This window comes from Pseudonocardia halophobica, assembly GCF_027922425.1.
Classification (GTDB): domain Bacteria; phylum Actinomycetota; class Actinomycetes; order Mycobacteriales; family Pseudonocardiaceae; genus Pseudonocardia; species Pseudonocardia halophobica.
This window is the reverse complement of sequence record NZ_BSFQ01000016.1, coordinates 1-21,791: the sequence shown is the minus strand read 5'-3', so window position 1 is coordinate 21,791 and position 21,791 is coordinate 1. Positions and strand designations below refer to the sequence as shown.

The window sequence follows — 21,791 nt, the reverse complement described above, 5'->3', positions numbered from 1 at the left end:
TCCGTCAGGGGTACTGCGTCACTCACCTGCGCGGAAGCACGGCGAAACGGACACACCTCACCCGCGCCGGCGGGACGCGACGAGCTTCGGGATCGCCGGGAAGCCGGTGATCGGCTGGTAGGCCTCGGCCGCGGCGGTGAGCCCCGCGTACTCCTCCTCGCTCAGCCGGATCTGGGCCGCCGCGACGTTGCTCTCCACCTGCGCGACGCTCGACGCCCCGGGGATCGCGACGACGTTCGGCGGGTGCACCACCCAGGCCAGGGCGATCTGCGACGGCGTGGCGTCGTGCGCCGAGGCGACGTCCCGGAGGGTGTCGAGCAGCGGCTTCGCGGCGTCGAGGTTCTCCGGCAGGAACATCGCGTTGGCCGCGCGCACGCCGTTGGTCGGGCGGTGGTCGCGGTCGTACCGGCCGGACAGCAGGCCCTGCGCCAGCGGGCTGTAGGCGATCACCACGTGCCCGGTGCGCTGGGCCCACGGCAGCATCTCGGCCAGCGGCGCGCGCTGCACCAGGCTGAACTGCACCTGGTTGGAGAGCACCTTCGACCCGAACCGCGCCTCCGCGGACTTCCAGCGCGCCAGCTTGTAGTTGGACACGCCGACGTCCCGGACCACGCCCACGTCCCGCAGCGCCTGCATCCCGCGCATGGTGGTGCCGTCGCTGACCAGCGGGTTCGGCTGGTGCACCTGGTAGAGGTCGAGGGTCTTCACCCCCAGCCGCTGGGCGCTCGCCACTCCCCGCTGCTGCACCACCGCCGCGGTCGGCAGCACCGGGAAGATCTTGGTGGCGACCACCACGTCGTCCGTCCCGCCGGTCTCGGCGAGGGCCCTGCCCAGGATCCGCTCGGAACGCCCGAACCCGTACACCTCGGCGGTGTCGAACACGGTGACGCCCAGCTCGCGGGCCCGCGTGACGATCCGGCCCGCCTCCGTCTCGTCGTACCCGCCGCCGTAGCCCCATTCCTTGGACCCGAACTGCCAGGTCCCGAGCCCGATCACCGAGTACGGTTTGTCCGTTCCCACGTTCTCCACATGGCGCATGGACCCAGTGTGCCCACCCGACGGCCGCCCGCCGGTGATCACTCAGTGCTCGCTCAGGAAAGCGTCCAGCGCGGGCCAGGTGGTGGTGCGCGCCCTGCGCCCGGTGAGGACGCCGAGATGGCCGCCCGGCGCCGTCGCGAACCGCACCTCGGGGGCGCCGGTCAGCAGCGGGACCGCCCGGCGGACCGCCCGCAGCGGGGCGATGACGTCGTCCCGCCCGCCGACGGCCAGGACGGGCACCTTCACCGACGACAGCGAGACCTCCCGCCCGGCCAGCTGCAGGCTGCCGCCGGCGAGGTCGTTGCTGCGCAGGAAGAGGTGGAACAGCTGCCCGAACACCCGGCCCGGGTAGCCGTGCATGCTGGCCATCATGTGGTCGACGGCCTCGATCTGGGCGAGCGTGTCCCGGTCGTCGAGCCGGGACAGGATCGCCAGCGGCCGGGTGACCATCTTGTCCACCGTGGTCAGCTGGAACACCGTGCTCACCAGCGGCGCCGGCCAGCTGCCCACCGCGCGGTAGAGCGCCGACACGGCCCGGCCGCCGGCCACCTCCGCCAGCGGCCGCAGGGGCGCGACCAGGGGCACCGCGGTGACGTCGACGGGGCTGCCGATCGCGGCGACGGCGCGGACCGGCAACGGCTCCCCCGCCTCCTCCGCCGCGGCCAGCGCGAGCAGGCAGAACAGCCCGCCGAGGGACCAGCCGACCAGGTACACCGGACCGTCCGTGAGCCCGGCGACGCGCCGGACGGTCCGCGGCACCACGTCGTCGACCCAGTGCTCGATGCCCAGCCTGCGGTGCCCGAACGCGATCCGGCCGTAGTCCACGAGGTACACCGGCCGGCCTTCGTCCAGCAGGTGCTCGACGAGCGAGCAGTCCCGGCGCAGGTCGTAGGCGAAGTCCGGGGCGCCGAGCGGCGGGACGAGCACGACCGCGGGTCCCGACGGCGCCACCCCGGGCAGCGGGTCGTAGCGGTACAGCGTCCCGCCGGGGTCCCGGGCGACCTCGGTGCGCGGCATGCGACGCAGGTCGGCGACACCGCCGGCGACCGTCCGGTCCCAGGCGTTCGCGGCGGCGGCCCCCAGGCGGGAGCCGAGCTCGTCCCTCAACGCACGGAGCACGGCGGCAGCCTACGGCCCGCACAGGCCGCGGACGGCCCGCGGGGTTACCGACGAGTATGTGAGACTGCCGCCATGCAGCGCGACATCTTCGACGCCGAACACGACGCGTTCCGCGACCTCGTCCGCACCTTCCTCGAGAAGGAGGTCGTCCCGCACCACGCGCAGTGGGAGAAGGACGGGCAGGTCGACCGCGACATCTGGCTCTCCGCCGGCAGGGCCGGCCTGCTCGGCACCGACGTCCCCGAGGAGTTCGGCGGCGGCGGCACCCCCGACTTCCGTTACAACGCGGTGGCCCTCGAGGAGATCACCGCGGCCGGCACCAGCGGCCTGGGCTTCCCGCTGCACAACGACGTCGTCGCGCCCTACCTGCTGCGCCTCGCGAACGACGAGCAGAAGCAGCGCTGGCTCCCCGGCTTCTGCTCCGGCGACATCATCACGGCCATCGGCATGACCGAGCCCGGCACCGGGTCGGACCTGCAGGGCATCGCCACCCACGCCAAGAAGGACGGCTCCGGTGACGGGGCTGACTGGATCCTCAACGGCGCCAAGACCTTCATCACCAACGGCATCCTCGCCGACCTGGTGGTCGTGGTCGCCAAGACCGACCCCGAGGCCGGGGCCCGCGGCTTCTCGCTGCTCTGCGTGGAGCGCGGCATGCCGGGCTTCGAGCGCGGCCGCCGGCTGGAGAAGGTCGGGATGAAGGCGCAGGACACGGCGGAGCTGAGCTTCACCGACGTCCGCGTGCCGGCCGCGAACGTCCTCGGCGAGGTGGGGCAGGGCTTCATCTACCTGATGCAGAACCTGGCCCAGGAGCGGCTGTCCATCGCCGTCGGCGCGGTGGCCGGCGCGGCCGCGGCGCTGAGGATGACGCTGGAGTACACGAAGGAGCGCAAGGCCTTCGGCCGCGCCGTCGCGAACTTCCAGAACACCCGCTTCGAGCTCGCCGAGATGGACACCGAGATCGACGTGACGCAGACCTACGTCGACCGGTGCCTCTCCGAGCACGTGACCGGCAACCTGTCGGTCGCCGACGCCGCGAAGGCCAAGTGGTGGGCCACCGACCTGCAGAAGCGCGTGGTCGACCGGTGTCTGCAGCTGCACGGCGGCTACGGCTACATGATGGAGTACCCCATCGCGAAGGCCTTCGTCGACTCGCGCGTGCAGTCCATCTACGGCGGCACGAACGAGATCATGAAGGAGATCATCGGGCGGGCCCTGATCGGCTGAACCTGCGCGGACGGGGCCGACGTCAGGACGCCACCGGTCGGCCCCGCGCGGGATGAGACGCGGGTGAACGGGTAGAAAACCCCCCATGGCCTTCCGGTTGACGCCGCAGGAGCGCGGCTTCTACCCGCTCTTCACCCGCGCCGCGGAGAACATCGCGCTCGCGGCGGACGAGCTCGCCGCGCTGGTGGACGCACCGGCGCCGGAGCGCGCCGCGATCGCGAAGCGGGTGAAGGACGCCGAGAACGCGGGTGACGAGGTCACCCACGAGATCATGGTCAAGCTGAACTCGGTGTTCGTCACCCCGTTCGACCGTGAGGACATCTACCGGCTCGCCTCCTCCCTCGACGACGTCGTCGACGCCATCGAGGAGGCGGCGGACCGGATCGTGCTCTACCGGCTGGAGCGGCTCCCCGCGGGCATCGCGATGCAGGTCGACGTCCTGCGCCGGGCCGCGGCCGCCACCGCCGAGGCGATGCCGCGGCTGGAGAAGATGGCCCAGCTGCAGGACTTCTGGATCCACGTCAACTCGCTCGAGGACGAGGCCGACGAGGCCTACCACGCCGTGCTGGCCGGCCTGCTGTCCCCGGACGAGGCGATCACCGACCCGGCCGCGGTGCTCGAGGTGATCAAGCTCAAGGAGGTCGTGGACACCCTCGAGGAGGCCGCGGACGCCTTCGAGACGGTCGCCAACACCGTCGAGAGCATCGCGGTCAAGGAAGCCTGATGCTCCTCGCGTCGGTCATCGTCGTCATCGTGGTGGCGGTGGCGTTCGACTACACCAACGGCTTCCACGACGCCGCCAACGCCATCGCGACCTCGGTGGCCACCCGGGCCCTGTCCCCGCGGGTGGCGCTGCTGATGGCGGCCGTGATGAACCTGGTCGGCGCCTTCCTCGGCACCGAGGTCGCGTCCACGGTGGGCAGCGGGATCATCGAGGCGCCCCAGGGGCTGCCCGGCCTCGCCGTGGTGCTGGCCGCGCTGATCGGCGCGATCATCTGGAACCTCGTCACCTGGTGGTTCGGCCTCCCCAGCTCCTCCTCGCACGCGCTGATCGGCGGGCTGGTGGGCGCGGCGCTGGCCTCGGCGGGCACCGTGAAGTGGGGCGGGGTGCTCGACAAGGTGATCATCCCGATGGTGCTGTCCCCGGTCGTCGGGTTCGTCCTGGCCGGGATCGTGATGATCGTGCTGCTGTGGATCTTCAAGGACAGCAGGCCGGCGCGGACCACCCGCGGGTTCCGGCTCGCGCAGACCGTGTCCGCGGCGGCGATGGCGCTGGGGCACGGCCTGCAGGACGCCCAGAAGACGATGGGCGTGATCGTGCTGGCCCTCGTCGTCGGCGGGTTCCACCAGGGCAGCGAGGTGCCGTGGTGGGTCGTGCTGGTCTCCGCCGGCGCGCTGTCGCTCGGTACCTACGCCGGCGGCTGGCGCATCATGCGCACCCTCGGCCGGCGGATCATCGACCTGGACCCGCCGCGCGGGTTCGCGGCGGAGCTCACGGCCTCGTCGGTGCTCTACACCACGGCGTTCGTGTTCGCCGCGCCCATCTCCACCACCCAGACGATCACGTCGTCGATCCTGGGCGTCGGCGCCACCAAACGGCTGTCGGCGGTGCGGTGGACGGTGGCCGGCAACATCGCGGTGGCGTGGGTGGTCACGCTCCCGGCGGCCGGGTTCTGCGCCGCCGTGGCGTACTGGTTGCTCCACCTGATCTTCGTGCACTGAGACGTGCGCTGATCCCGGCCGGCCCGTCGACCGGTGTCAGCCGAGGCCGGTCGAGGCCTTCAGCCGGGCGCGCTCGGCCTCGAGGTCGTAGTCCGGCGGCGGGAACTGCGGGGCCAGGTCGTCGAGGGTCTCGGCCAGGAGCGCGGCGACGGCCCAGTTCCGGTACCACTTGCGGTCCGACGGCACGACGTACCAGGGCGCCACGTCCGAGTCGCAGCGCTCGAGCGCCGCGGCGTACGCCTCCTGGTAGCCGGGCCACTTCGCGCGGGCGTCGAGGTCGCCAGGGTTGTACTTCCAGCGCTTCTGCGGGTCGTCGAGCCGGGCGAGGAGGCGCTCCGCCTGCTCCTCCGGCGAGATGTGCAGCATGCACTTGAGGATCGTGACGCCCCCGTCGGACAGCTCCCGCTCGAGGTCGGCGATCGCCTCGTAGCGGGCCTGCCAGACCTCCTCGGGCACGAGCCCGTCCACCCGGGCGACCAGCACGTCCTCGTAGTGCGAGCGGTCGAAGACGCCGATCCGGCCCGGCACGGGGACCTGCCGGCGGATCCGCCACAGGAAGTCGTGCGCGAGCTCCTCCTCGGTGGGGCGCTTGAACGAGGCGACGTGCACGCCCTGCGGGTTCACCATCCCGAGGACGTGCCGGATCGTCCCGCCCTTGCCCGAGGTGTCCATGCCCTGCAGGACGAGCAGGACCGCGCGCCGGCCGCCGGCGGCGCCCTCGGCGTAGAGGGCCTCCTGACGGGCGTCGAGCCGCGCGCCCAGGTCCTCCATCTCCAGCGCCGCGTCGGCCTTGTCGCGCGGGCCGATCGGGCGGCCGCGGGGGTCGATCGCCTTCAGGTCGACGGGTCCGGACGGCACCCGGAAGGTCTCGCGCGCGGTCGCCATGGCGGCACCCTACGGGCTCCGAGTGGCGGTCACTGCCCGGCGGCCGGGGCGGGAACACCACCTGGTGCCGGCGGGCCCGGCGGGCACCGCGCGGGCGGGCTGAGCCGCCCCGCGCCGGATCAGCGGGTCCCGACCGGCACCACGAGCGGGGTGCCGGCGACGGGATCGGTGATGACCTTGGCCTCCAGTCCGAAGACCTCGCGCAGCAGCGGCTCGGTGATCACGTCGGCCGGCTCGCCCTGTGCGACGATCCGGCCCGCCTTCATCGCCACGAGCCGGTCCGCGTAGCGCGCCGCCAGGTTGAGGTCGTGCAGGACCATCACGACCGTCCGGCCGCGCTCCTCGTGCAGCCGCTCCACCAGCTCCAGCACCTCCACCTGGTGGGCCAGGTCGAGGAAGGTCGTCGGCTCGTCGAGCAGCAGCAGGTCGGTGCCCTGCGCGAGCGCCATCGAGATCCAGGCGCGCTGCCGCTGGCCGCCGGACAGCTCGTCGACCGGCCGCTCGGCGAGGTCGGAGATGCCGGTCCAGGCGAGCGCCTCGGCCACGGCCTCCTCGTCGTCCCCCGACCACTGCCGGTACCAGGCCTGGTGCGGGTGCCGGCCGCGCGCGACGAGGTCGCCGACGGTGAGCCCCTCGGGCGCGGTGGGGGCCTGCGGGAGCAGGCCCAACACGGTCGCGACCTGCTTCGTGGGCATCTCGTCGATCTTCCGGCCGTCGAGCAGCACGTGCCCGCGGGTGGGCCTGAGCAGCCGCCCGAGGGCGCGCAGCAGGGTCGACTTGCCGCAGCCGTTGGGTCCGATCACCGCGGTGACCGTGCCCTGCAGGACGTCGAGGTCCAGGTCGTCGACCACGACGCGCTCGCCGTAGCCGAGCCGGACGCCCTCCGCGCGCAGCCGCACCCGCGTGCCGTCGGGCCCGACGGGGGCCTGCGTGTCCTCCGCCAGGGCGGTCTCGGCGTTCGGTGTCATGCGCGGGCCTCCCGGCCTTGGGTGACGAGCAGGTAGAGCAGGTACGGGGCGCCGAGCACGGCGGTCACGACGCCGACGGGCAGCTCGACGCCGCCGAAGGCCGTGCGCGCCACGAGGTCGGCAATGACGGTCAGCGCGGCACCGATCACCAGCGAGGCGCCGATGGGCGGGCGCGAGGAGCCGACGAGCCGCTGGGCGATCTGCGGCGACACCAGCGCGACGAACGCGATCGGGCCGGCCGACGCGGTGGCGACACCGGCCAGCACGACCGCGACCAGCAGCAGCAGGCTCCGGGAGCGGTCCACCCGCACGCCGAGCCCGCGGGCGGTGTCGTCGCCGTACTGCAGCGCGCCCATCACGAAGGAGAGCACCAGTGCGGCCGGCACCAGGATCAGCAGGGCGATCCCGACGGGCACCACGTGCTCCCAGCCGCGGGCGTTGAGGCTGCCGTTGATCCACACCGTGGCGCGCGCGGCCTCGTAGACCTGCGCCACGATCAGCAGCCAGTTCACGACGGCGACCAGCATGGTGTTGATGCCGATGCCGACCAGGACGAGGCGGAAGCCCTGGATGCCCTTCCGCCAGGCCAGGCCGTAGATCACGATCGCGGCGACCAGCCCGCCGACCAGCGCCGCGATCGGGAGCCCGACGGCGGCGAGGGCCCCGACCAGGCCGGCGCCGCCCAGCACGATGAGTGTGACGGCCGCGGCGCTCGCGCCCCAGGTGATGCCGATGATGTCCGGGCTGGCGAGCGGGTTCCGCGCGATCGACTGCATGATCGCGCCGGACACCGCGAGCGCGCCGCCGACGAGCAGGCCGGTCAGCGACCGCGGGAGCCGCAGCTCCAGGATGATGAACCGTTGGCTCGGGTCGCCGCCGCCGACGAGCGTGGCGAGCACGTCCGGGATGCCGATGGGGAACTCGCCGCGGCCCACGTTGAGCGCCACCGCGAGCACGAGCACGACGAGCGACACCACGAGGACCAGCACGTTGCGCGGGCGCCAGACGCCCGAGACCCGCCCGCGGCGAAAGGGGCGGCGGCCGGGCACCCGCTCGAGGACCTCGCGCGCGGCCGGGTCCAGCGTGGGCCGGGTGGGTGCCGCCATCAGATCGTCACCAGCTTCCGGCGGCGTACGAGGGCGATGAAGAACGGCGCGCCGATCAGGGCCAGCACGATGCCGACCTGCAGCTCGCCGGGCCGGGCGACCAGCCGGCCGACCACGTCCGCCGTGAGCAGCAGGACCGCGCCGAGCAGCCCGGACGCCGGCAGCAGCCACCGGTAGTCGGGCCCGGTGAAGGCCCGGACGACGTGCGGCACCACCAGCCCCACGAAGCCGATCGGCCCGCACGCGGCGGTCGCGCCGCCGGCGAGCAGGGTGATCGCGACGATCCCGAGCACCCGGGTGCGGCGCACGGACTGGCCGAGCGAGCGGGCCACGTCCTCGCCGAGGGACAGCGTGTTGAGCGCCGGCGCCGTGGCGAGCGCGATGAGCACGCCGATCACGATGAACCACACGACCTGCCCGGCGACGGCGGTGTCGCGCCCGGCGAGCGAGCCGACGTTCCAGAAGCGGTAGGCGTCGAGCGTGTCGGTGTCGATCAGGATGATCGCCGAGACCAGGCCGCTGAGCAGGAAGGACAGGGCGGCGCCCGCGAGGGCGAGGCTCACCGGTGTCGGGCCGCCGCGGCCGCCCGCGGAGCCGAGCAGGAACACCGCCACGCTCGCGACCATCGCGCCGGCGAAGGCGAACCAGACGTAGCCGAACAGCGTGGTCACGCCGAACACGTAGATCCCGACGACCACGAAGAACGCCGCGCCCATGTTCACGCCCAGCAGGCCGGGGTCGGCGAGCGGGTTGCGCGTGTGCCCCTGGATCAGGGCGCCCGCCAGCCCGAGCGCGATGCCGACCAGCACGCCCAGGACGGTGCGCGGGACCCGCAGCGAGCGGATCACGATGTCGTCCTCGGTGCCCGTCGGCGCGACCAGCGCGCTCCACACGTGCGACAGCGGGATGACCTTCGTGCCGAACGCGATGCTCGCCAGCACCGCCAGGACGAGGAGCACGAGGAGCGCGCCGAGGCCGATCAGCCGGCGACGTCGCAGGGACCGCTTCGACCGGGCACGTCCGCGCCCGCCCGCGGTCGGCACCACCGGCGCCGATCCGACCGTCACTTCTCGCCCTCCCGTTTCTCCGGACAGGTGAGGCACACCTGGCTGTGAGCACAGGGTCACCACAGTGCGGCACCCCTCAGTCCTGGTGAGGCTATCCTTAGCCCGTCCGTGCGAAAACCCCTGGCGCCCTTCCCGTGGATCACACCCGTGTGCATCCGTGCAGCTGGACGGGTCGGTACGAGGGCGCGCCCGCGGCCGCGGGGTGCTGGGATGGGCCCGTGCGCCGACTGCTGCCGCGGGACCCCGCGCCCGCCGACCCCGCCGAGCTCGCCCCGGAGGACCTGCCGGAGGTCTACGCCTACCCGCCGGACCCGGGCCGGCCGTGGGTCCGCGTCAACTTCGTGTCCAGCCTGGACGGCGCCGTCTCGGTCGACGGGCGCTCGGGCGGCCTGGGCACGCCCGCGGACAAGGCGGTGTTCGGCACCCTGCGCCGGCTCGCCGACGTCGTGCTCGTCGGCGCCGGCACCGCGCGGGCCGAGCGCTACCGCGGGGCCCGGAGGCCCACGATCGGCCGGGACACTCCCCCGCCCATCGCCGTCGTCACCGGGTCGGCCGGGCTCGACCCGTCCCTCGGGCTGTTCACGGACACGTTCGTGCCGACCATCGTGCTCACCACGGGCGAGGCCCCGGCCGAGCGACGGGCGGCACTGCGCGCAGCCGGCGCCGACGTCGTCGAGCTGCCGGACCTCGGCCCGGCCACCCTGCTCGGCGAGCTGGAGCGGCGCGGGCTGCGCAGGGTGCTCTGCGAGGGCGGCCCGGGGCTGCACGGCGACCTGATCGCCGCCGGCGCCGTCGACGAGCTCTGTCTCACCCTCTCCCCGCTGCTCGCCGCGGGCGACGCCGGCCGCATCGCGCACGGGCCCGGCGGCCGGGCCCCCGAGGGGATGGCGCTCGCGTCGGTCCTCGAGGAGGACGGCACGCTGCTGCTGCGCTACGTCCGCGCGGCGACGTGAGGGCGACAACCCGCCGATCGGGTGATGTGGCGTGAGGGTGCGGGAGCCCGGCCCGTCGGATGCTGTGTACGGCGCCGGACACCGGCGCACCCCACGGTTCTCCGAGGAGTACGCATGAGCAGCAGCACCGGCAGCACCACCGGCGGCACCCCCGCCGCCGCCACCCCGTCGACCTCGGCCGGCGCGGGCACCTCGGGCAGCCCGGGCCGGCTGGCCGAGGAGACCGCCCAGGGCCGCACGACGATCGCGGCGTCCGTCGTCCAGAAGATCGCGGGCATCGCGGCGCGGGAGATCTCGGGCGTCTACTCGATGGGCGGCGGCCTGTCCCGGACGTTCGGCGCGCTGCGCGAGCGCATCCCGGGCGGCGGCACCGGCGCGTCGAACATCGCGGGCGTGCAGGTCGAGGTCGGCGAGAAGCAGGCCGCGATCGACCTGGACATCGTGGTGGAGTACGGTGCGTCCATCGTGGACCTCGCGCGCGCCGTGCGGCGCAACGTGATCACCGCGGTGGAGCGCATGACCGGGCTCGAGGTCATCGAGGTCAACATCGCGGTCAACGACATCCACCTGCCCGAGGAGGACGGTCCCGAGGCCCCGCCCGTGCCGGCCACGCCGGCGCCGTCGCGCGTCGAGTGACGGGCGCGGGGACGAGCGGCTCGCGGGCGGCCGACGACGAGCTGGCCCGCCGGGTCGCCGAGCTGGTCGCCGCGCACCCCGCGGTCGTCCGGCTCGACGGCGGGATCTTCGGCGCCGTCGCCACCTACCTGCCGGGGCACCGGCTCGTCGGCGTGCGCGTCGACGAGCACGGCGGGCCGGTCGAGGTCGCCGTCGTGCTGTCCCTCGCCGCGCCGATCCCCGAGGTCGTGGCCCAGCTGCGGGCCCGGGTGGCGGCGGTGGCGGGCGGGCGCCCGGTCGACGTCACCGTGTCCGACGTCGTCGCCGGGCCCGACCCGCAGGGCGGGCCGGTCGCCCCGGTGGAGATCGGCCCGTGACCGACGGGGACTCCGGCCCGGAGGCGTGGACACGCGAGGAACGGGCGGCCTACCGCGCGTTCGTCCGCGACCACCACCCGGACCGCGGCGGCGATCCCGAGGCGTTCGTCGAGGGCCTCGCCCGCCTCCGGGCGGCGCGGGCGGCGCCCGCCCCGGGGACGCCCGACGACCGGCGCTACGACGCGCCGGTCGAGATCGTCCCCGACCTGCCGCTGGCGGTGCGGATCGTCGTCGCGGCGATCCGGACCGCCCGCGCCCGGGCCCGCACCCGCGTGGACCGGCCCACCTCCCACCCAGGTCGCCCCGACCCAGATCCAGGAGCGGAACGAGAATGACTGCCACCCAGACCGGCCTGCTGGCGGGTCTCCTGCTCGGCCTGGCCGCCGCCTTCGGCGGGTTCGTCGCCTTCGTCATCGTGCTGGTCCTCGGCGCGATCGGGCTCGCGGTCGGCCGGTTCCTCGACGGCGAGCTCGACCTGTCCGGCGTCCTCGGCCGGGCCCGCGACAAGTGAGCGCCCCGGCTGCGGCCGGCCCGGTGCCTGCCCCCGCGAGCCGGCCGCCCGCCGCCGTCGCGCTGCCCGGCTGGGCGCCCGACGCGGACGAGCGCGGGAACCTGGACATCGCGCCGGCCGTGCTGCGCAAGATCGTCGAGCACGCGACCGACCTGGTCCCCGGCACGCTGCACCGCGAGCGCCGGGTGGCCGGGGTCGAGGTGGGCGACGCCGGCCCGCGGGCGCGGGTCAGCGCGACCGGCGACGCCGTCGACGTCCGGCTCGAGCTGGCCTGCGCCTATCCCGCCCCCGTGCGCGAGACCGTCGCGGCGGTGCGGGACATGGTCGCCACCGAGCTCGAGCGGATCTCCGGGTACCGGGTCCGCTCGCTCGCCGTCACCGTCTCCGGCCTGCGCGAGCCCACCCGGCCCGCGCAGCCCCGGATCCGATAGGGAGGTCCACGTGCGCGTGCTGCTCCGCACGCTGGCGCCGCTGCTGGGCCTGGCCCTGGCGGCGGTCGGCGTGATCCTCGTGATCGAGGTCGTCGCCGCCTGGGTCCGGCCCGCCGGCCGCGGGCTCGTGGTGCCGTGGCCGGCCTGGCAGGCCGCGCTCTCCGGGCTGCCCTGGTCCGCCCGACCGGTGATCGTCGTGTCGATCTGCGTGGCCGTGGTCGGGCTGCTGCTCCTGCTGATCGCCCTGCTCGCCCGCCGGCACGACGTCGCGCTCACCGCGCCCACCCCGGAGATGACCGTGGCGACCTCGCCGCGGGTGCTCGCCCGCCTCGTCGGGCGGACCGTCCGGGAGTCCGACGACGTCGCGGCGGCCACCGTGAGCGCCTCGGCCCGCAAGATCGTGGTCCGGGCCGAGGGGTGGCCCGACGCCGGCGGCGGGTTCGCCGGGCTGACCGACACCGTCCGCGGCCGCGTCTCGACCCTGCTCGACGAGCTGCCCCTCGCCCGGCGGCCGCGCGTCGCCGTGTCCACCCGCGGCCGGAAGGAGCCCCGATGAGCACGCCGACCGAGGTGCCGGCAGGCAGCGACCCGGGCACGGAGACCGCCGCCCCGCCGCGGCGGGTCCTGCGCGGCTCCCGGAAGGCCGTCGCCCGGTCCGCCAACCTCGATCGCGTGTGGCTCGCGCTGCTCGGGTTCGTGCTGCTCGCCGCGGGCACCCTCGCGGCCCTGCTCGGTTTCGGCGTGTTCGGCACCGGCCGCGCCGCCCGGCCGCTGCTGGACCCGCTGATCGTCGACGCCCTCCGCGCGCAGCAGCAGCTGTGGCGCTGGGTCGCGATCGCGGCCGGCGTGGTGCTCATGGTGCTCGGGCTGTGGTGGGCCGTGCGGTCCCTGCGCCCGGAACGCCGCCCCGACCTGCTGCTCGAGGAGGACCCGGACACCCAGCTCCTGGTCACGGCCGGGGCGCTCGCCGAGGCCGTCGCCGACCGGGCGGCCGCGCTGCCCGGCGTCGGGAAGGCGCGGGCCCGGATGGTCGGCTCGTCCGGCACCCCGGCGTTGCGGCTGACGGTGTGGGTCACCGACGAGGCCGACGTCGCCGAGGTGTGCCGCCGGCTGGAGAACGAGGTCGTCGCCGAGGCCCGGCGCTCGCTCGGTCTCGCGCACCTGCCGGTCGCCGTCCGGCTGGAGCTCGACTCGGTCACGCACGCTCCCCGCGTCGCGTGACCTCTGGTTAGCCTCGACGGCATGACGCGCAGCACCGATCCGGTCCTGTCCGGCCGCACCGCCCTCGTCACCGGCGCGGCGAGCGGGATCGGGGCGGCGATGGCCCGCCGGCTCGCCGCGGACGGGGCGCGGGTCTACGCCGTCGACCTGTCCGTCGACGCGGTGAAGGCGCTGGCCGCCGAGGTCGACGGGATCGAGGCCCTGCCCTGCGACCTCACCGACCTCGCGGCCGTCGACGCCCTGCCCGGGGACGTCGACGTCCTGGTCAACAACGCCGGCCGGCAGCACGTCTCCCCCATCGAGGACTTCGACCCCGACCTGTTCCACCAGATCCTCACGATCATGCTGGAGGCGCCGTTCCGGCTGGTCCGGCGCGTGCTCCCGCACATGTACGGGCGGGAGTGGGGCCGGATCGTCAACGTCTCCAGCGCGCACGGGCTGCGCGCCTCGCCCTACAAGTCGGCCTACGTGGCGGCCAAGCACGGGCTGGAGGGGCTGTCGAAGGTCACGGCGCTGGAGGGCGCGCCGCACGGCGTGACCAGCAACTGCATCAACCCCGCGTACGTCCGGACGCCGCTGGTGGAGAAGCAGATCGCCGACCAGGCCCGCCACCACGGCCTCGACGAGGACGAGGTCGTGGAGAAGATCATGCTGACCCCCGTCGCGGTGAAGCGGCTGATCGAGCCGGAGGAGGTCGCCGAGTTCGCGAGCGTGCTGTGGGGCCCCGCGTCGGCGTCCATCTCGGGCGTCTCGCTCGTCCAGGACGGTGGCTGGACGGCCCACTAACCGCCGGTTCACCGGTGGCCGGGCAGACTGGGAGCGTGGGGGCCCGGGCACGCGTCGTGATCGTCGCGCTCCTGGGCGTGCTCGTGCTGGCCGCGTGCTCGGTCGGGCCCTCGCAGCGCCCGCCGGTCGCGGTGCGCGGCGAGACCACCTCCGGGCCGCCGCCGACCACCGCGGCCGTCCCCGCCGACCCGGACGCCCTGCCCGCGCCCCAGGACCAGGACCCGCTCGTCGACTACGCGGACTGCACCGCGGACACGGTCGAGGCGGTGGCCGCGGCCGGGTTCCCGGTCCCGGCCGGCCGCGCGCTCTCCGCGAGCTGCGGCGAGCTCTCCGTCTCCACCGACCCGGCCCGCCCCGCCGCCGGCGCGTCGCGGCTCGGCGTGCTGCGCGTCGCGGCCGCCGGCGCCCCGCGCACCCGCCCGGCGCTCGTCGTGGTCGGGGACAGTGCGGGCGGCGGCTCGGCCCGCTCCGCCGGCCGCCTGGCCACCCTGGTCTCCGACACCGTGCTGGCGCAGTACCAGCTCGTCGGGCTGGACCGGCGCGGGACCGGCAGCGACCTCATCGACTGTGCCCCGCCCGAGGCCCGAGCGGCGATCACCGACACCCCGCCGGTCGGCGGCGCGACCGACCTCGGCCCGCTGCTCGAGCAGGCGCGCTCGGTCGTGCAGGACTGCTACCTGCTGCTCGACAACACGATCAGCTCGTACCGCACCGCGTCCACCGCCGCGGACCTCGAGCAGCTGCGGACCGCGCTGCGCGTCGACCGGCTCGACGTCGTCGGGATCGGCGACGGGGCCAGCGCGGTCGCGGCGTGGGCGGCGGCGCACCCGCGGTCCGTCGGCCGCGTGGTGCTGGACTCCCCCGTCGACCTGGTGTCCGACGAGCCGGAGCGCAGCGAGGCCCGGGCCGGGGCGGCCGAGGCCACCTTCGACGCCTTCGCGGCCGCGTGCGTGGCCCGGGGCGGCTGCCCGCTCGGGTCCGACCCGCGGGCCGCGGTCGCCGGCGTCGTCAGCGGGCTGGGCACGCGCCCGCTCGCCTCGGCCGACGGCGACCGGCTCACCGCGGGCGGCGCGCTCGCCGCCCTGCGCGCGGGCCTGGGCGAACCCGCCCGTTGGCCGGCGCTCGCGGCCGGGCTGGCCGCGGCCGGCTCCGGCGACCCCACCGGCCTGATCGCCTTCCTCGCCCCGGTGCTCGGCGCCGGCGGGACGTTCGACGACGAGCTGGCCACCGCCTGCAACGACACCACCCGCCGGCTCGCCCCGCCCGAGGTCGCGCAGCTCGCCGACCGCTGGTCGCGGCAGTACCCGCTGTTCGGGGCCGCCGCGGCGCAGCGGCTGCTGGCGTGCGGGCCCTGGCCGGCGTCGACGGGCGCGCCGACCCTCACCGCACTGCCCGCGGACACCCCGCCGGTTCTCGTGCTGGGCACGGCGGCCGACCCGCGCGCCCCCCAGGACGGCTCCCGCCGGGTGGCGCAGCTGCTCGGCCGGAGCTCCTTCGTCGGCTGGCAGGGGGCCGGGCAGGGGGCCTACCCGCGCAACGCCTGCGTGACCGCCCTGGTCGAGCAGGTGCTCGTCGCGGGGTCGGTCCCCCGCGACGGCACCGTCTGCCCCGCCTGAGAATCGCAGTATGGAACCATAACGCGCTCTTTGACGTCTCCTGATCGCGTTATGGAACCATAATGCGATCAGGAGCGGCGCGATCGCGCATTATGGTTCCATAACGCGAGCGTTCACGACGTGTCCGGGCCGATGAAACCCTTGGAGATCATCCAGTCCCGGGCGACGATGCCCGGGTCCTCGCCGTCGACGTCGACCCTTTTGCCGAGCTCGATCATCTCGTCGTTGTTCAGGGCCATGGCCACGGGCTGCATGACCTGCTCGATCTCCGGGTGCTCGCGGTAGGTCTCCTCCCGGAGCACCACGGCGATGTTGTACTGCGGGAAGAACTTCTTGTCGTCCTCGAGCACCGCCAGGTTCAGCCCCGCGATCCGCCCGTCCGTCGTGAAGATCTCCCCGAAGTTGCACGTGCCGTTGGCGATGCCGGCGTAGATCGCGCCGGTGCCGAAGGTCTTCACCTCCGTGGGCTGGAACCCGTAGGTCTTCTCCACACCCGGCAGCCCGTCCTGACGGCTGGCGAACTCCGTCTCGACGCAGAACACGCCCTGGTCCGGGTTCTGCTCGAGGAACTCCGTCATGTCGGAGTTGCTCTTGAGGTTGTGCTGCTGCGCGTAGGCCTCGGTGGTGCCGAAGGCGTAGGTGTTGTTCAGCTCGGAGTACGGCAGCCAGCGCAGCCCGTTCTGGGCCAGGTCCTCGTCCCGGACCGCCTCGTACTGCTTCTGCTCGTCCGGGATCGGGTCGGTGTGGCCCAGGTAGTTGATCCACCCCGTGCCGGTGTACTCCCAGGTCAGGTCGATGTCCCCGGTCTTCAGGGCGAGCCGCGAGTTCGACGAGCCCTGGATGTTGGTGAGGTCGCGGACGTCGGCGCCGGCCGCCGAGAGCGCCAGCTCGGCCATGTAGCCGACCAGGATCTGCTCGGTGAAGTCCTTCGAGCCGACGGTGAGCGTCACCCCCTCGAGCGCGGGCACGGGTTTGATCGACCCCGGCGTGACGGTGAAGGGGACGGCGGTGTTGGTCTCGAGGCCGCACCCGGCCAGCACGGCCGCCGAGGCGAGCGTGGCCACGGCGGCGGCGACCCTGCGGATCACTGCTCCGCTCCCTTCGGGGCCAGCCACCGCTCCGCCATGCCGCCGAGCCAGTCGACGAGGAGGGCCAGCCCGATCGCGAGGACCGCGCCCACGTACATCACGGAGTTGAGCTGCAGCTTGTAGCCGGTGTCGATCAGCTCGCCCAGCCCGCCGCCGTTGACGAAGAACGCCAGCGTGGCCGTGCCGACCGCGAGCACCAGCGCCGTGCGCAGGCCGGCGAGGATCAGCGGCACCGCGAGCGGCAGCTCGACGCGCATCAGCACGCCGCCCGCCGACATCCCGATACCGCGCCCGGCGTCGATCAGCGAGCGGTCGACCTGCTGGATGCCGACCATCGTGTTCCGCAGCACCGGCAGCAGCGTGTAGAAGACCAGCGGGATCGCCACGGCCCACAGGCCCTCGATGCCCGACCACAGGAAGAACAGCACGATCACGCCCAGCGCGGGCGCGGCCTGCCCGATGTTGGCGATCGCCAGGAACACCGGAGCGAGCCACTTCAGGGCGGGCCGGGTGAGCGCGATGCCCAGCGGCACCGCGATGGCCACCACGAGCAGGCTGACCACGATCGTGATCAGGATGTGCTGGCCGAGCAGGGTCATGATCGTCGGGAGGTTGAGGGTCTCCCGCTCGTTGGCGTTGAGCTCGCTGGACAGCGCCCAGATGACGACCGCGGCCACGATGACGACGACGGCGATCGGCTGGAAGAACAGCCGGAACCGGTCGGACCGCGAGGTGACGCTGGGCCTGCGCTCGACGGCGCTGGTCTTGCTGACGCCGGGGAAGCCCTCCGCGACCGCGGTCATCCGGCCTCACCCACCCCGTGCTCCTCGCGGACGCCCGCGATCACGTCGGTGACCGTGGTGATGTCGATGGTGCCGACGACCTCGCCGCGCGAGCCCGTCACCACCGCCCGGCCGCCCTCCGTGAGGATCGCCTCCAGCGCGTCCTGCAGCGTGGACTGGGTGCTGATCGCGTCGCCGACGGGCTTGCCCACCTGCAGCAGCGAGCTGCGCCCGGCGAGCTCCCGCACGTGCACCCAGCGCAGCGGGCGGTGGCGGTCGTCGACGACCAGGGCGTACGTGCGCCCGGCCTTCGTCAGCCGGTCCGCCACGGTGGCCGGGTGCTCGTCCTCGGTCACGACCATGACCTCGTCGGTGCTGTACTCCACGTCCCGCACGCGCATCAGCGTGAGCTGCTTGAGCGAGGCACCGGCGCCCACGAAGCCGGCGACGGTGTCGTTGGCCGGGTTGGCCAGGATCGCGTCCGGGGTGTCGTACTGCTGGATCGTCGAGCGGTCCCCCAGCACGGCGATCTTGTCCCCGAGCTTCACGGCCTCGTCGAAGTCGTGGGTCACGAACACGATCGTCTTGCCGAGCTCGGACTGCAGCCGCATGAGCTCGTCCTGCAGGTTGCCGCGGGTGATCGGGTCGACCGCGCCGAACGGCTCGTCCATGAGCAGCACCGGTGGGTCGGCCGCGAGCGCCCTCGCCACCCCGACGCGCTGCTGCTGGCCGCCGGACAGCTGGCGCGGCAGCCGGTTCGCGAACGTCCCCGGGTCGAGCCCGACGAGGTCCATCATCTCCTCGACGCGGGCGGCGATGCGCTTCTTGTCCCACTTGAGCAGGCCGGGGACCACGGAGATGTTCTGCGCCACCGTGTAGTGCGGGAACAGGCCCGCCTGCTGGATGGCGTAGCCGATCGTGCGGCGCAGCTGGTCGGGGTCGATGTGCAGCGCGTCCCGGCCGCCGATCGTGATCGTGCCGGAGGTCGGCTCGACCATCCGGTTGATCATCCGCATCGTGGTGGTCTTGCCGCAGCCGGAGGGGCCGACGAACACGACGACCTTCCCGGCCGGGATGGTCATCGTGAACTCCTCGACCGCGGGGGCCGCCGTGTTCGGGTAGCGCTTGGTGACGCGGTCCAGCCGGATCTCGGCTCCGGAGACTCCCGGGGAGTCGCTGGCGGTCACATCGGTGGTCGGCGACGTCGTCATCTCAGTCACGCACACCCTTCGGGATGGTGAGACGGGAGATCAGGACGAAGACCCCGTCGAGGAGGAGGGCCAGGATCACGACGCCGAGCGTGCCGGCGAGCGCCTGGTTGAGGGAGTTCGCCGAGCCGGCCCGGGTCAGCCCGGAGAAGACCTCCGAGCCCAGCCCGAAGCCCTTGGCGTAGGCCGCGATCACCGCGATGCCCATCAGCATCTGGGCCGAGACCCGCATGCCCGTGAGGATCGCGGGCCAGGCCATCCGCAGCTCGACGCGGCTCAGCACGCCGGTCCGGCTCATCCCGATGCCCTTGGCGGCGTCGGTGACCGCGGGATCGACCCCGGCCAGCCCGACGATCGTGTTCCGCACGATCGGGAGCAGGCCGTACAGGGTCAGCGCGATCACGCTCGGGGTCACGCCCAGGCCGACGATCGGGATCAGCAGGCCGAGCAGCGCGAACGACGGGATCGTGAGGACCGTGCTGGACAGTGCGGTGGCGACCGCGGAGCCGGCCGGACTGCGGTAGACCGCGATGCCCACGGCCACGCCGATGATCGCTGCGAGGATCGTGCACTGCACGACGCCGCTCAGGTGCAGCCACGCCTGGAGCGACAGCCGGTCCCACCTCTCGGTGACGTACTGCCAGAGGCTCACCGTCGCCCTCCTCTCGTCACGTCCGAGAACGTTCACCCGGAGCGGGTTTCGTTCGAATGTGGGAGGGAACTTACGGCCAAGAAGACGGTCTTGCCCGGTGGACGACGCCCTGCGGTCGCGGCGTGTCCCCCTCAGTGGCAGGCGTGATCGCCCGGACGGGCCAGTACGGTGCCGCCGTCGTCAACAGTGATGAAACCGGCCGACCGGGCGACACGTTCTGGGCCGGAAGCGCGACGACCTGGGTGAACACAGAACAATCGGACTTCTCCTCGGGGGTAGAAGCCAGCATGACCGCGATCCTCCCGGACCGCCCCGCCGCACCCTACGTCGCCGTGCCGACGCCGGCCGCCCCGGCCTCAGCCCGGGTGGCCGGCGTCGTCGACACCGCCTGCCGCTGTGGGCACGGCTCCACGGCCCACGAGCACTACCGTCGCGGCACCGAGTGCGTGACCTGCGACTGCCCGCGCTTCCGCCGCGCGGCCGGCATCCGGCTCTTCCGCCGCTGACCCGCGCGCAGCGCGCGGCTCACGGGGGCGGCTCGACCTCCTCGTCCTGCTGCGCGTCGCCGCCACGGTCGTCCTGGTCGGCCTGACCGCTCTCGACGTCCTCGGTCTCGTCGGGCGGCAGGGGCGCGAGCGTGGGCGGGTCGGTCTGGTCCTCGGCCTCGGCGAACGTCTCGACCTCGTCCGCGGGCTCGGCGCCGCCGTCGCGATCGCTCGTACCGAGCACGACCGCGACGCTCAGCCCGAACAGCACGACCACCAGCCCGATCGCCGCCATCCGCGCCGGATCCGGCCGCCGCGTCGGCTTCGCGGCAGGCGCGCCGTGTGCGCGGCGCCGGCCTCCGACGGCCCGTCGCGCCGCACTCGCGGGCACCGACACGAGCGTCTCGAGCGGGCCGCGGCCGAACGTCCGCCGCCACGCCAACGCCGCCGCGAGCGCCCCCACGATCATCGAGACGAGCAGCAGCACCGGCTCGTCGGACAGGACACCGCTCGCCAGCACCACCAGGTGCGCGCAGTACAGCGTCAGCGAGAGCTCGCCCGCCGCGGCGAGCGGCGACAGTAGGCGGCGCACAGCGTCGACGCGGGTCAGCAGCAGGAGCGCGCCGAGCAGCGCCATCGCGCAGCCCAGGGTGTGCGCCAGGTCGACGGGCGTGTGCCCGTGCGGCGTGGGCAGGGCGAGGTACCACCACGTCGGCATGGGGTAGGCCTCCCACAGCAGCCGCTGCGCGACCTCCGCGGAGGACGCGTCGCCGGCGGGGACCATCGCCGTGAGCTCCGCGAGCCCGCCGAGCGGGTACAGCAGGATCCACGACACGATCCGCGACCCGGCCGCGAGCACCAGCCCGCCGCCGACCAGGGCCCAGCCCACCCGGCGCGACGACAGGTCGAGCCGCCCGATCGCGAGCCCTGCCGCGAGGTACCCGACGTAGACGATCGCCGGGTACTCCCCCGTCACGAACAGCTGCAGGAGGAGGCCGCCCGGGTCCTGGACCAGTGTGAGGAGCGTGGGGTCGGTGGCCGCGCGCGGTAGCCCCGCGGTCGCCACCAACGCGACCGGGCCGAGCAGGAACGCCACGGCGGTCACGGCGGCCAGGGCGCGCGGGCCCAGCCAGAGCAGGGGCACCGCGAGCAGGAAGAAGACGCCGTAGAAGGGCAGAATCCCGTCCACGCCGTTCAGCGGGGCGACGAAACCGAACAGCAGGCCCAGCAAGCCGATCAGCACCGCACGAACGACGAGCCCGGCCGCGGCCGCCCCACGCCCACCGACGCGGCTGCCGGCCAGGAACGCCACGCTCACCCCGGCCACCAGGACGAAGGTCGACACCGCCCGGCCCGCCGCGATCACGGTCGCCGCCGTCGGTGAGCCGTCCTGACCGAACACCGGGAACACGTGCGTGGCGAACATGCCCAGCAGCGCTACGCCGCGCGCGGCGTCGACCCCGACCACCCGCCCGTCCGGCCGCGTCCGCGGTGCCCGGAGCGGCACCGTCGGCGGATCGGTTGTGAGCGGAACGGTGGGGGCCTCGGCCCATGCTGGCCCGGCCCGGACGAACGACGTCGACACAGTGAGTCCTCCCCGATGGTCGGCGCCCCGCCCGGGGCGCGCCTCGGGGATCGAGCCTGGCAACGCCCGACGGCCCCGTCGCTGGGGCGGACCCCCGGACCCCCGGGTGCCGGCCCCCACCGCGGTCGACGGAACCGACACAGCCTGATTCCCTGTGAGTGGCGATAGCCGCTATAGCAGCTATCGCCACTCACGACGGGAATCGAGCCGAGAACGCGAGAAAGGCCCCGGAACCGAAGTTCCGGGGCCTTCCCCAAGGTTTGATGTCGGCGGCGACCTACTCTCCCACACCCTGGCGAGTGCAGTACCATCGGCGCTGGAGGGCTTAGCTTCCGGGTTCGGGATGGGA

25 protein-coding genes and 1 rRNA gene are annotated in these 21,791 nt (G+C 73.9%); 14 read left to right on the top strand and 12 right to left on the bottom strand.

What is annotated here, in order from left to right; translation table 11 throughout:
- Positions 1 to 57: 57 nt before the first annotated feature.
- Both PKE99_RS19165 and PKE99_RS19160 read right to left on the bottom strand, forming a co-directional pair.
- Complete coding sequence (locus PKE99_RS19165; RefSeq protein ID WP_037047354.1) at positions 58 to 1,038, bottom strand: aldo/keto reductase; 981 nt, start codon at positions 1,036 to 1,038, stop codon at positions 58 to 60.
- 42 nt (positions 1,039 to 1,080) lie between these two features.
- On the bottom strand, positions 1,081 to 2,157 hold the full coding sequence (locus PKE99_RS19160; RefSeq protein ID WP_231498262.1) for an alpha/beta fold hydrolase: 1,077 nt from the start codon (positions 2,155 to 2,157) through the stop codon (positions 1,081 to 1,083).
- A 72-nt stretch (positions 2,158 to 2,229) separates the two neighbouring features.
- On the opposite strand from PKE99_RS19160, the gene PKE99_RS19155 reads away from it, so the two are divergent.
- From PKE99_RS19155 to PKE99_RS19145, 3 genes are all read left to right on the top strand, one after another.
- Positions 2,230 to 3,384, top strand: coding sequence for an acyl-CoA dehydrogenase family protein (locus tag PKE99_RS19155; RefSeq protein ID WP_037047355.1), 1,155 nt, complete (start codon positions 2,230 to 2,232; stop codon positions 3,382 to 3,384).
- Positions 3,385 to 3,469: 85 nt separating this feature from the next.
- Entirely contained in the window at positions 3,470 to 4,108 is a 639-nt protein-coding gene (locus PKE99_RS19150) for a DUF47 domain-containing protein (protein ID WP_037047358.1), read from the top strand.
- Positions 4,108 to 5,106 (top strand): inorganic phosphate transporter, encoded by a 999-nt coding sequence (locus PKE99_RS19145; RefSeq protein ID WP_037047360.1) that lies wholly within the window; start codon positions 4,108 to 4,110, stop codon positions 5,104 to 5,106. Before PKE99_RS19150 ends, PKE99_RS19145 begins: the two co-directional genes overlap by 1 nt.
- Positions 5,107 to 5,142: 36 nt before the next feature.
- Here the strand turns inward: PKE99_RS19145 and PKE99_RS19140 are convergent, their stop codons facing one another.
- From PKE99_RS19140 to PKE99_RS19125, 4 genes are all read right to left on the bottom strand, one after another.
- A complete protein-coding gene (locus PKE99_RS19140; protein WP_037047364.1) occupies positions 5,143 to 5,991 on the bottom strand; it encodes a polyphosphate kinase 2 family protein in 849 nt (282 codons plus the stop codon).
- 119 nt (positions 5,992 to 6,110) lie between these two features.
- On the bottom strand, positions 6,111 to 6,959 hold the full coding sequence (locus PKE99_RS19135; RefSeq protein ID WP_037047367.1) for an ABC transporter ATP-binding protein: 849 nt from the start codon (positions 6,957 to 6,959) through the stop codon (positions 6,111 to 6,113).
- A complete protein-coding gene (locus PKE99_RS19130) occupies positions 6,956 to 8,065 on the bottom strand; it encodes a FecCD family ABC transporter permease (RefSeq protein ID WP_051737621.1) in 1,110 nt (369 codons plus the stop codon). The genes PKE99_RS19135 and PKE99_RS19130 overlap by 4 nt, the downstream gene beginning before the upstream one ends.
- Positions 8,065 to 9,111: a FecCD family ABC transporter permease gene (locus tag PKE99_RS19125; RefSeq protein ID WP_425566522.1), complete on the bottom strand. Its 1,047-nt coding sequence runs from the start codon at positions 9,109 to 9,111 to the stop codon at positions 8,065 to 8,067. The genes PKE99_RS19130 and PKE99_RS19125 overlap by 1 nt, the downstream gene beginning before the upstream one ends.
- 239 nt (positions 9,112 to 9,350) lie before the next feature.
- Between PKE99_RS19125 and PKE99_RS19120 the strand changes: the two genes are divergently transcribed.
- The 10 genes from PKE99_RS19120 to PKE99_RS19075 all read left to right on the top strand — a co-directional run bounded on the left by PKE99_RS19120 (position 9,351) and on the right by PKE99_RS19075 (position 15,642).
- Positions 9,351 to 10,085 (top strand): pyrimidine reductase family protein, encoded by a 735-nt coding sequence (locus PKE99_RS19120; protein WP_037047369.1) that lies wholly within the window; start codon positions 9,351 to 9,353, stop codon positions 10,083 to 10,085.
- 114 nt (positions 10,086 to 10,199) lie between these two features.
- Positions 10,200 to 10,721, top strand: a complete 522-nt coding sequence (locus tag PKE99_RS19115) for an Asp23/Gls24 family envelope stress response protein (protein WP_037047371.1) — start codon at positions 10,200 to 10,202, stop codon at positions 10,719 to 10,721.
- Entirely contained in the window at positions 10,718 to 11,077 is a 360-nt protein-coding gene (locus tag PKE99_RS19110) for a hypothetical protein (protein ID WP_051737622.1), read from the top strand. Before PKE99_RS19115 ends, PKE99_RS19110 begins: the two co-directional genes overlap by 4 nt.
- Entirely contained in the window at positions 11,074 to 11,412 is a 339-nt protein-coding gene (locus PKE99_RS19105; protein ID WP_051737623.1) for a hypothetical protein, read from the top strand. The genes PKE99_RS19110 and PKE99_RS19105 overlap by 4 nt, the downstream gene beginning before the upstream one ends.
- Positions 11,409 to 11,588 (top strand): hypothetical protein, encoded by a 180-nt coding sequence (locus PKE99_RS19100; protein ID WP_037047373.1) that lies wholly within the window; start codon positions 11,409 to 11,411, stop codon positions 11,586 to 11,588. The genes PKE99_RS19105 and PKE99_RS19100 overlap by 4 nt, the downstream gene beginning before the upstream one ends.
- Positions 11,589 to 11,611: 23 nt before the next feature.
- Positions 11,612 to 12,019: an Asp23/Gls24 family envelope stress response protein gene (locus PKE99_RS19095; protein WP_063739786.1), complete on the top strand. Its 408-nt coding sequence runs from the start codon at positions 11,612 to 11,614 to the stop codon at positions 12,017 to 12,019.
- Between the two features lie 10 nt (positions 12,020 to 12,029).
- Positions 12,030 to 12,575: a DUF6286 domain-containing protein gene (locus tag PKE99_RS19090; protein WP_037047375.1), complete on the top strand. Its 546-nt coding sequence runs from the start codon at positions 12,030 to 12,032 to the stop codon at positions 12,573 to 12,575.
- Positions 12,572 to 13,240 carry an alkaline shock response membrane anchor protein AmaP gene (gene amaP, locus PKE99_RS19085; protein ID WP_156067688.1) on the top strand — a complete coding sequence of 223 codons (669 nt, stop codon included), beginning with the start codon at positions 12,572 to 12,574 and terminating at the stop codon, positions 13,238 to 13,240. Before PKE99_RS19090 ends, amaP begins: the two co-directional genes overlap by 4 nt.
- 21 nt (positions 13,241 to 13,261) lie before the next feature.
- Complete coding sequence (locus tag PKE99_RS19080; protein ID WP_037047378.1) at positions 13,262 to 14,026, top strand: 3-hydroxybutyrate dehydrogenase; 765 nt, start codon at positions 13,262 to 13,264, stop codon at positions 14,024 to 14,026.
- Between the two features lie 35 nt (positions 14,027 to 14,061).
- A complete protein-coding gene (locus PKE99_RS19075) occupies positions 14,062 to 15,642 on the top strand; it encodes an alpha/beta hydrolase (protein WP_037047380.1) in 1,581 nt (526 codons plus the stop codon).
- Positions 15,643 to 15,755: 113 nt separating this feature from the next.
- On the opposite strand, the gene PKE99_RS19070 is transcribed toward PKE99_RS19075, so the two are convergent.
- From PKE99_RS19070 to PKE99_RS19055, 4 genes are read right to left on the bottom strand one after another with little or no spacing between them, the layout of a single operon-like run.
- Positions 15,756 to 16,727 carry a glycine betaine ABC transporter substrate-binding protein gene (locus PKE99_RS19070; protein ID WP_037047490.1) on the bottom strand — a complete coding sequence of 324 codons (972 nt, stop codon included), beginning with the start codon at positions 16,725 to 16,727 and terminating at the stop codon, positions 15,756 to 15,758.
- A complete protein-coding gene (locus PKE99_RS19065) occupies positions 16,727 to 17,533 on the bottom strand; it encodes an ABC transporter permease (protein ID WP_037047382.1) in 807 nt (268 codons plus the stop codon). The genes PKE99_RS19070 and PKE99_RS19065 overlap by 1 nt, the downstream gene beginning before the upstream one ends.
- Positions 17,530 to 18,723: an ATP-binding cassette domain-containing protein gene (locus tag PKE99_RS19060; RefSeq protein ID WP_037047384.1), complete on the bottom strand. Its 1,194-nt coding sequence runs from the start codon at positions 18,721 to 18,723 to the stop codon at positions 17,530 to 17,532. Before PKE99_RS19060 ends, PKE99_RS19065 begins: the two co-directional genes overlap by 4 nt.
- A gap of 1 nt (position 18,724) precedes the next feature.
- Positions 18,725 to 19,372 (bottom strand): ABC transporter permease, encoded by a 648-nt coding sequence (locus PKE99_RS19055; protein WP_037047387.1) that lies wholly within the window; start codon positions 19,370 to 19,372, stop codon positions 18,725 to 18,727.
- 287 nt (positions 19,373 to 19,659) lie between these two features.
- On the opposite strand from PKE99_RS19055, the gene PKE99_RS19050 reads away from it, so the two are divergent.
- Positions 19,660 to 19,878, top strand: coding sequence for a hypothetical protein (locus tag PKE99_RS19050; protein WP_037047389.1), 219 nt, complete (start codon positions 19,660 to 19,662; stop codon positions 19,876 to 19,878).
- A 19-nt stretch (positions 19,879 to 19,897) separates the two neighbouring features.
- On the opposite strand, the gene PKE99_RS19045 is transcribed toward PKE99_RS19050, so the two are convergent.
- Both PKE99_RS19045 and rrf read right to left on the bottom strand, forming a co-directional pair.
- Entirely contained in the window at positions 19,898 to 21,364 is a 1,467-nt protein-coding gene (locus PKE99_RS19045; RefSeq protein WP_197040684.1) for a heparan-alpha-glucosaminide N-acetyltransferase domain-containing protein, read from the bottom strand.
- Between the two features lie 342 nt (positions 21,365 to 21,706).
- Positions 21,707 to 21,791, bottom strand: a 5S ribosomal RNA gene (gene rrf, locus PKE99_RS19040); the annotation flags it as partial.

Bases quoted from the DNA above. Each gene is read 5' to 3' on its own strand.
- PKE99_RS19145 (WP_037047360.1), top strand. From the start codon at position 4,108: ATGCTCCTCGCGTCGGTCATCGTCGTCATCGTGGTGGCGGTGGCGTTC.
- PKE99_RS19165 (WP_037047354.1), bottom strand. From the start codon at position 1,038: ATGCGCCATGTGGAGAACGTGGGAACGGACAAACCGTACTCGGTGATC.
- PKE99_RS19060 (WP_037047384.1), bottom strand. From the start codon at position 18,723: ATGACGACGTCGCCGACCACCGATGTGACCGCCAGCGACTCCCCGGGA.
- PKE99_RS19115 (WP_037047371.1), top strand. From the start codon at position 10,200: ATGAGCAGCAGCACCGGCAGCACCACCGGCGGCACCCCCGCCGCCGCC.
- PKE99_RS19130 (WP_051737621.1), bottom strand. From the start codon at position 8,065: ATGGCGGCACCCACCCGGCCCACGCTGGACCCGGCCGCGCGCGAGGTC.
- PKE99_RS19050 (WP_037047389.1), top strand. From the start codon at position 19,660: ATGACCGCGATCCTCCCGGACCGCCCCGCCGCACCCTACGTCGCCGTG.
- PKE99_RS19140 (WP_037047364.1), bottom strand. From the start codon at position 5,991: ATGGCGACCGCGCGCGAGACCTTCCGGGTGCCGTCCGGACCCGTCGAC.
- PKE99_RS19065 (WP_037047382.1), bottom strand. From the start codon at position 17,533: ATGACCGCGGTCGCGGAGGGCTTCCCCGGCGTCAGCAAGACCAGCGCC.
- PKE99_RS19080 (WP_037047378.1), top strand. From the start codon at position 13,262: ATGACGCGCAGCACCGATCCGGTCCTGTCCGGCCGCACCGCCCTCGTC.
- PKE99_RS19135 (WP_037047367.1), bottom strand. From the start codon at position 6,959: ATGACACCGAACGCCGAGACCGCCCTGGCGGAGGACACGCAGGCCCCC.
- amaP (WP_156067688.1), top strand. From the start codon at position 12,572: ATGAGCACGCCGACCGAGGTGCCGGCAGGCAGCGACCCGGGCACGGAG.
- PKE99_RS19150 (WP_037047358.1), top strand. From the start codon at position 3,470: ATGGCCTTCCGGTTGACGCCGCAGGAGCGCGGCTTCTACCCGCTCTTC.
- PKE99_RS19100 (WP_037047373.1), top strand. From the start codon at position 11,409: ATGACTGCCACCCAGACCGGCCTGCTGGCGGGTCTCCTGCTCGGCCTG.
- PKE99_RS19155 (WP_037047355.1), top strand. From the start codon at position 2,230: ATGCAGCGCGACATCTTCGACGCCGAACACGACGCGTTCCGCGACCTC.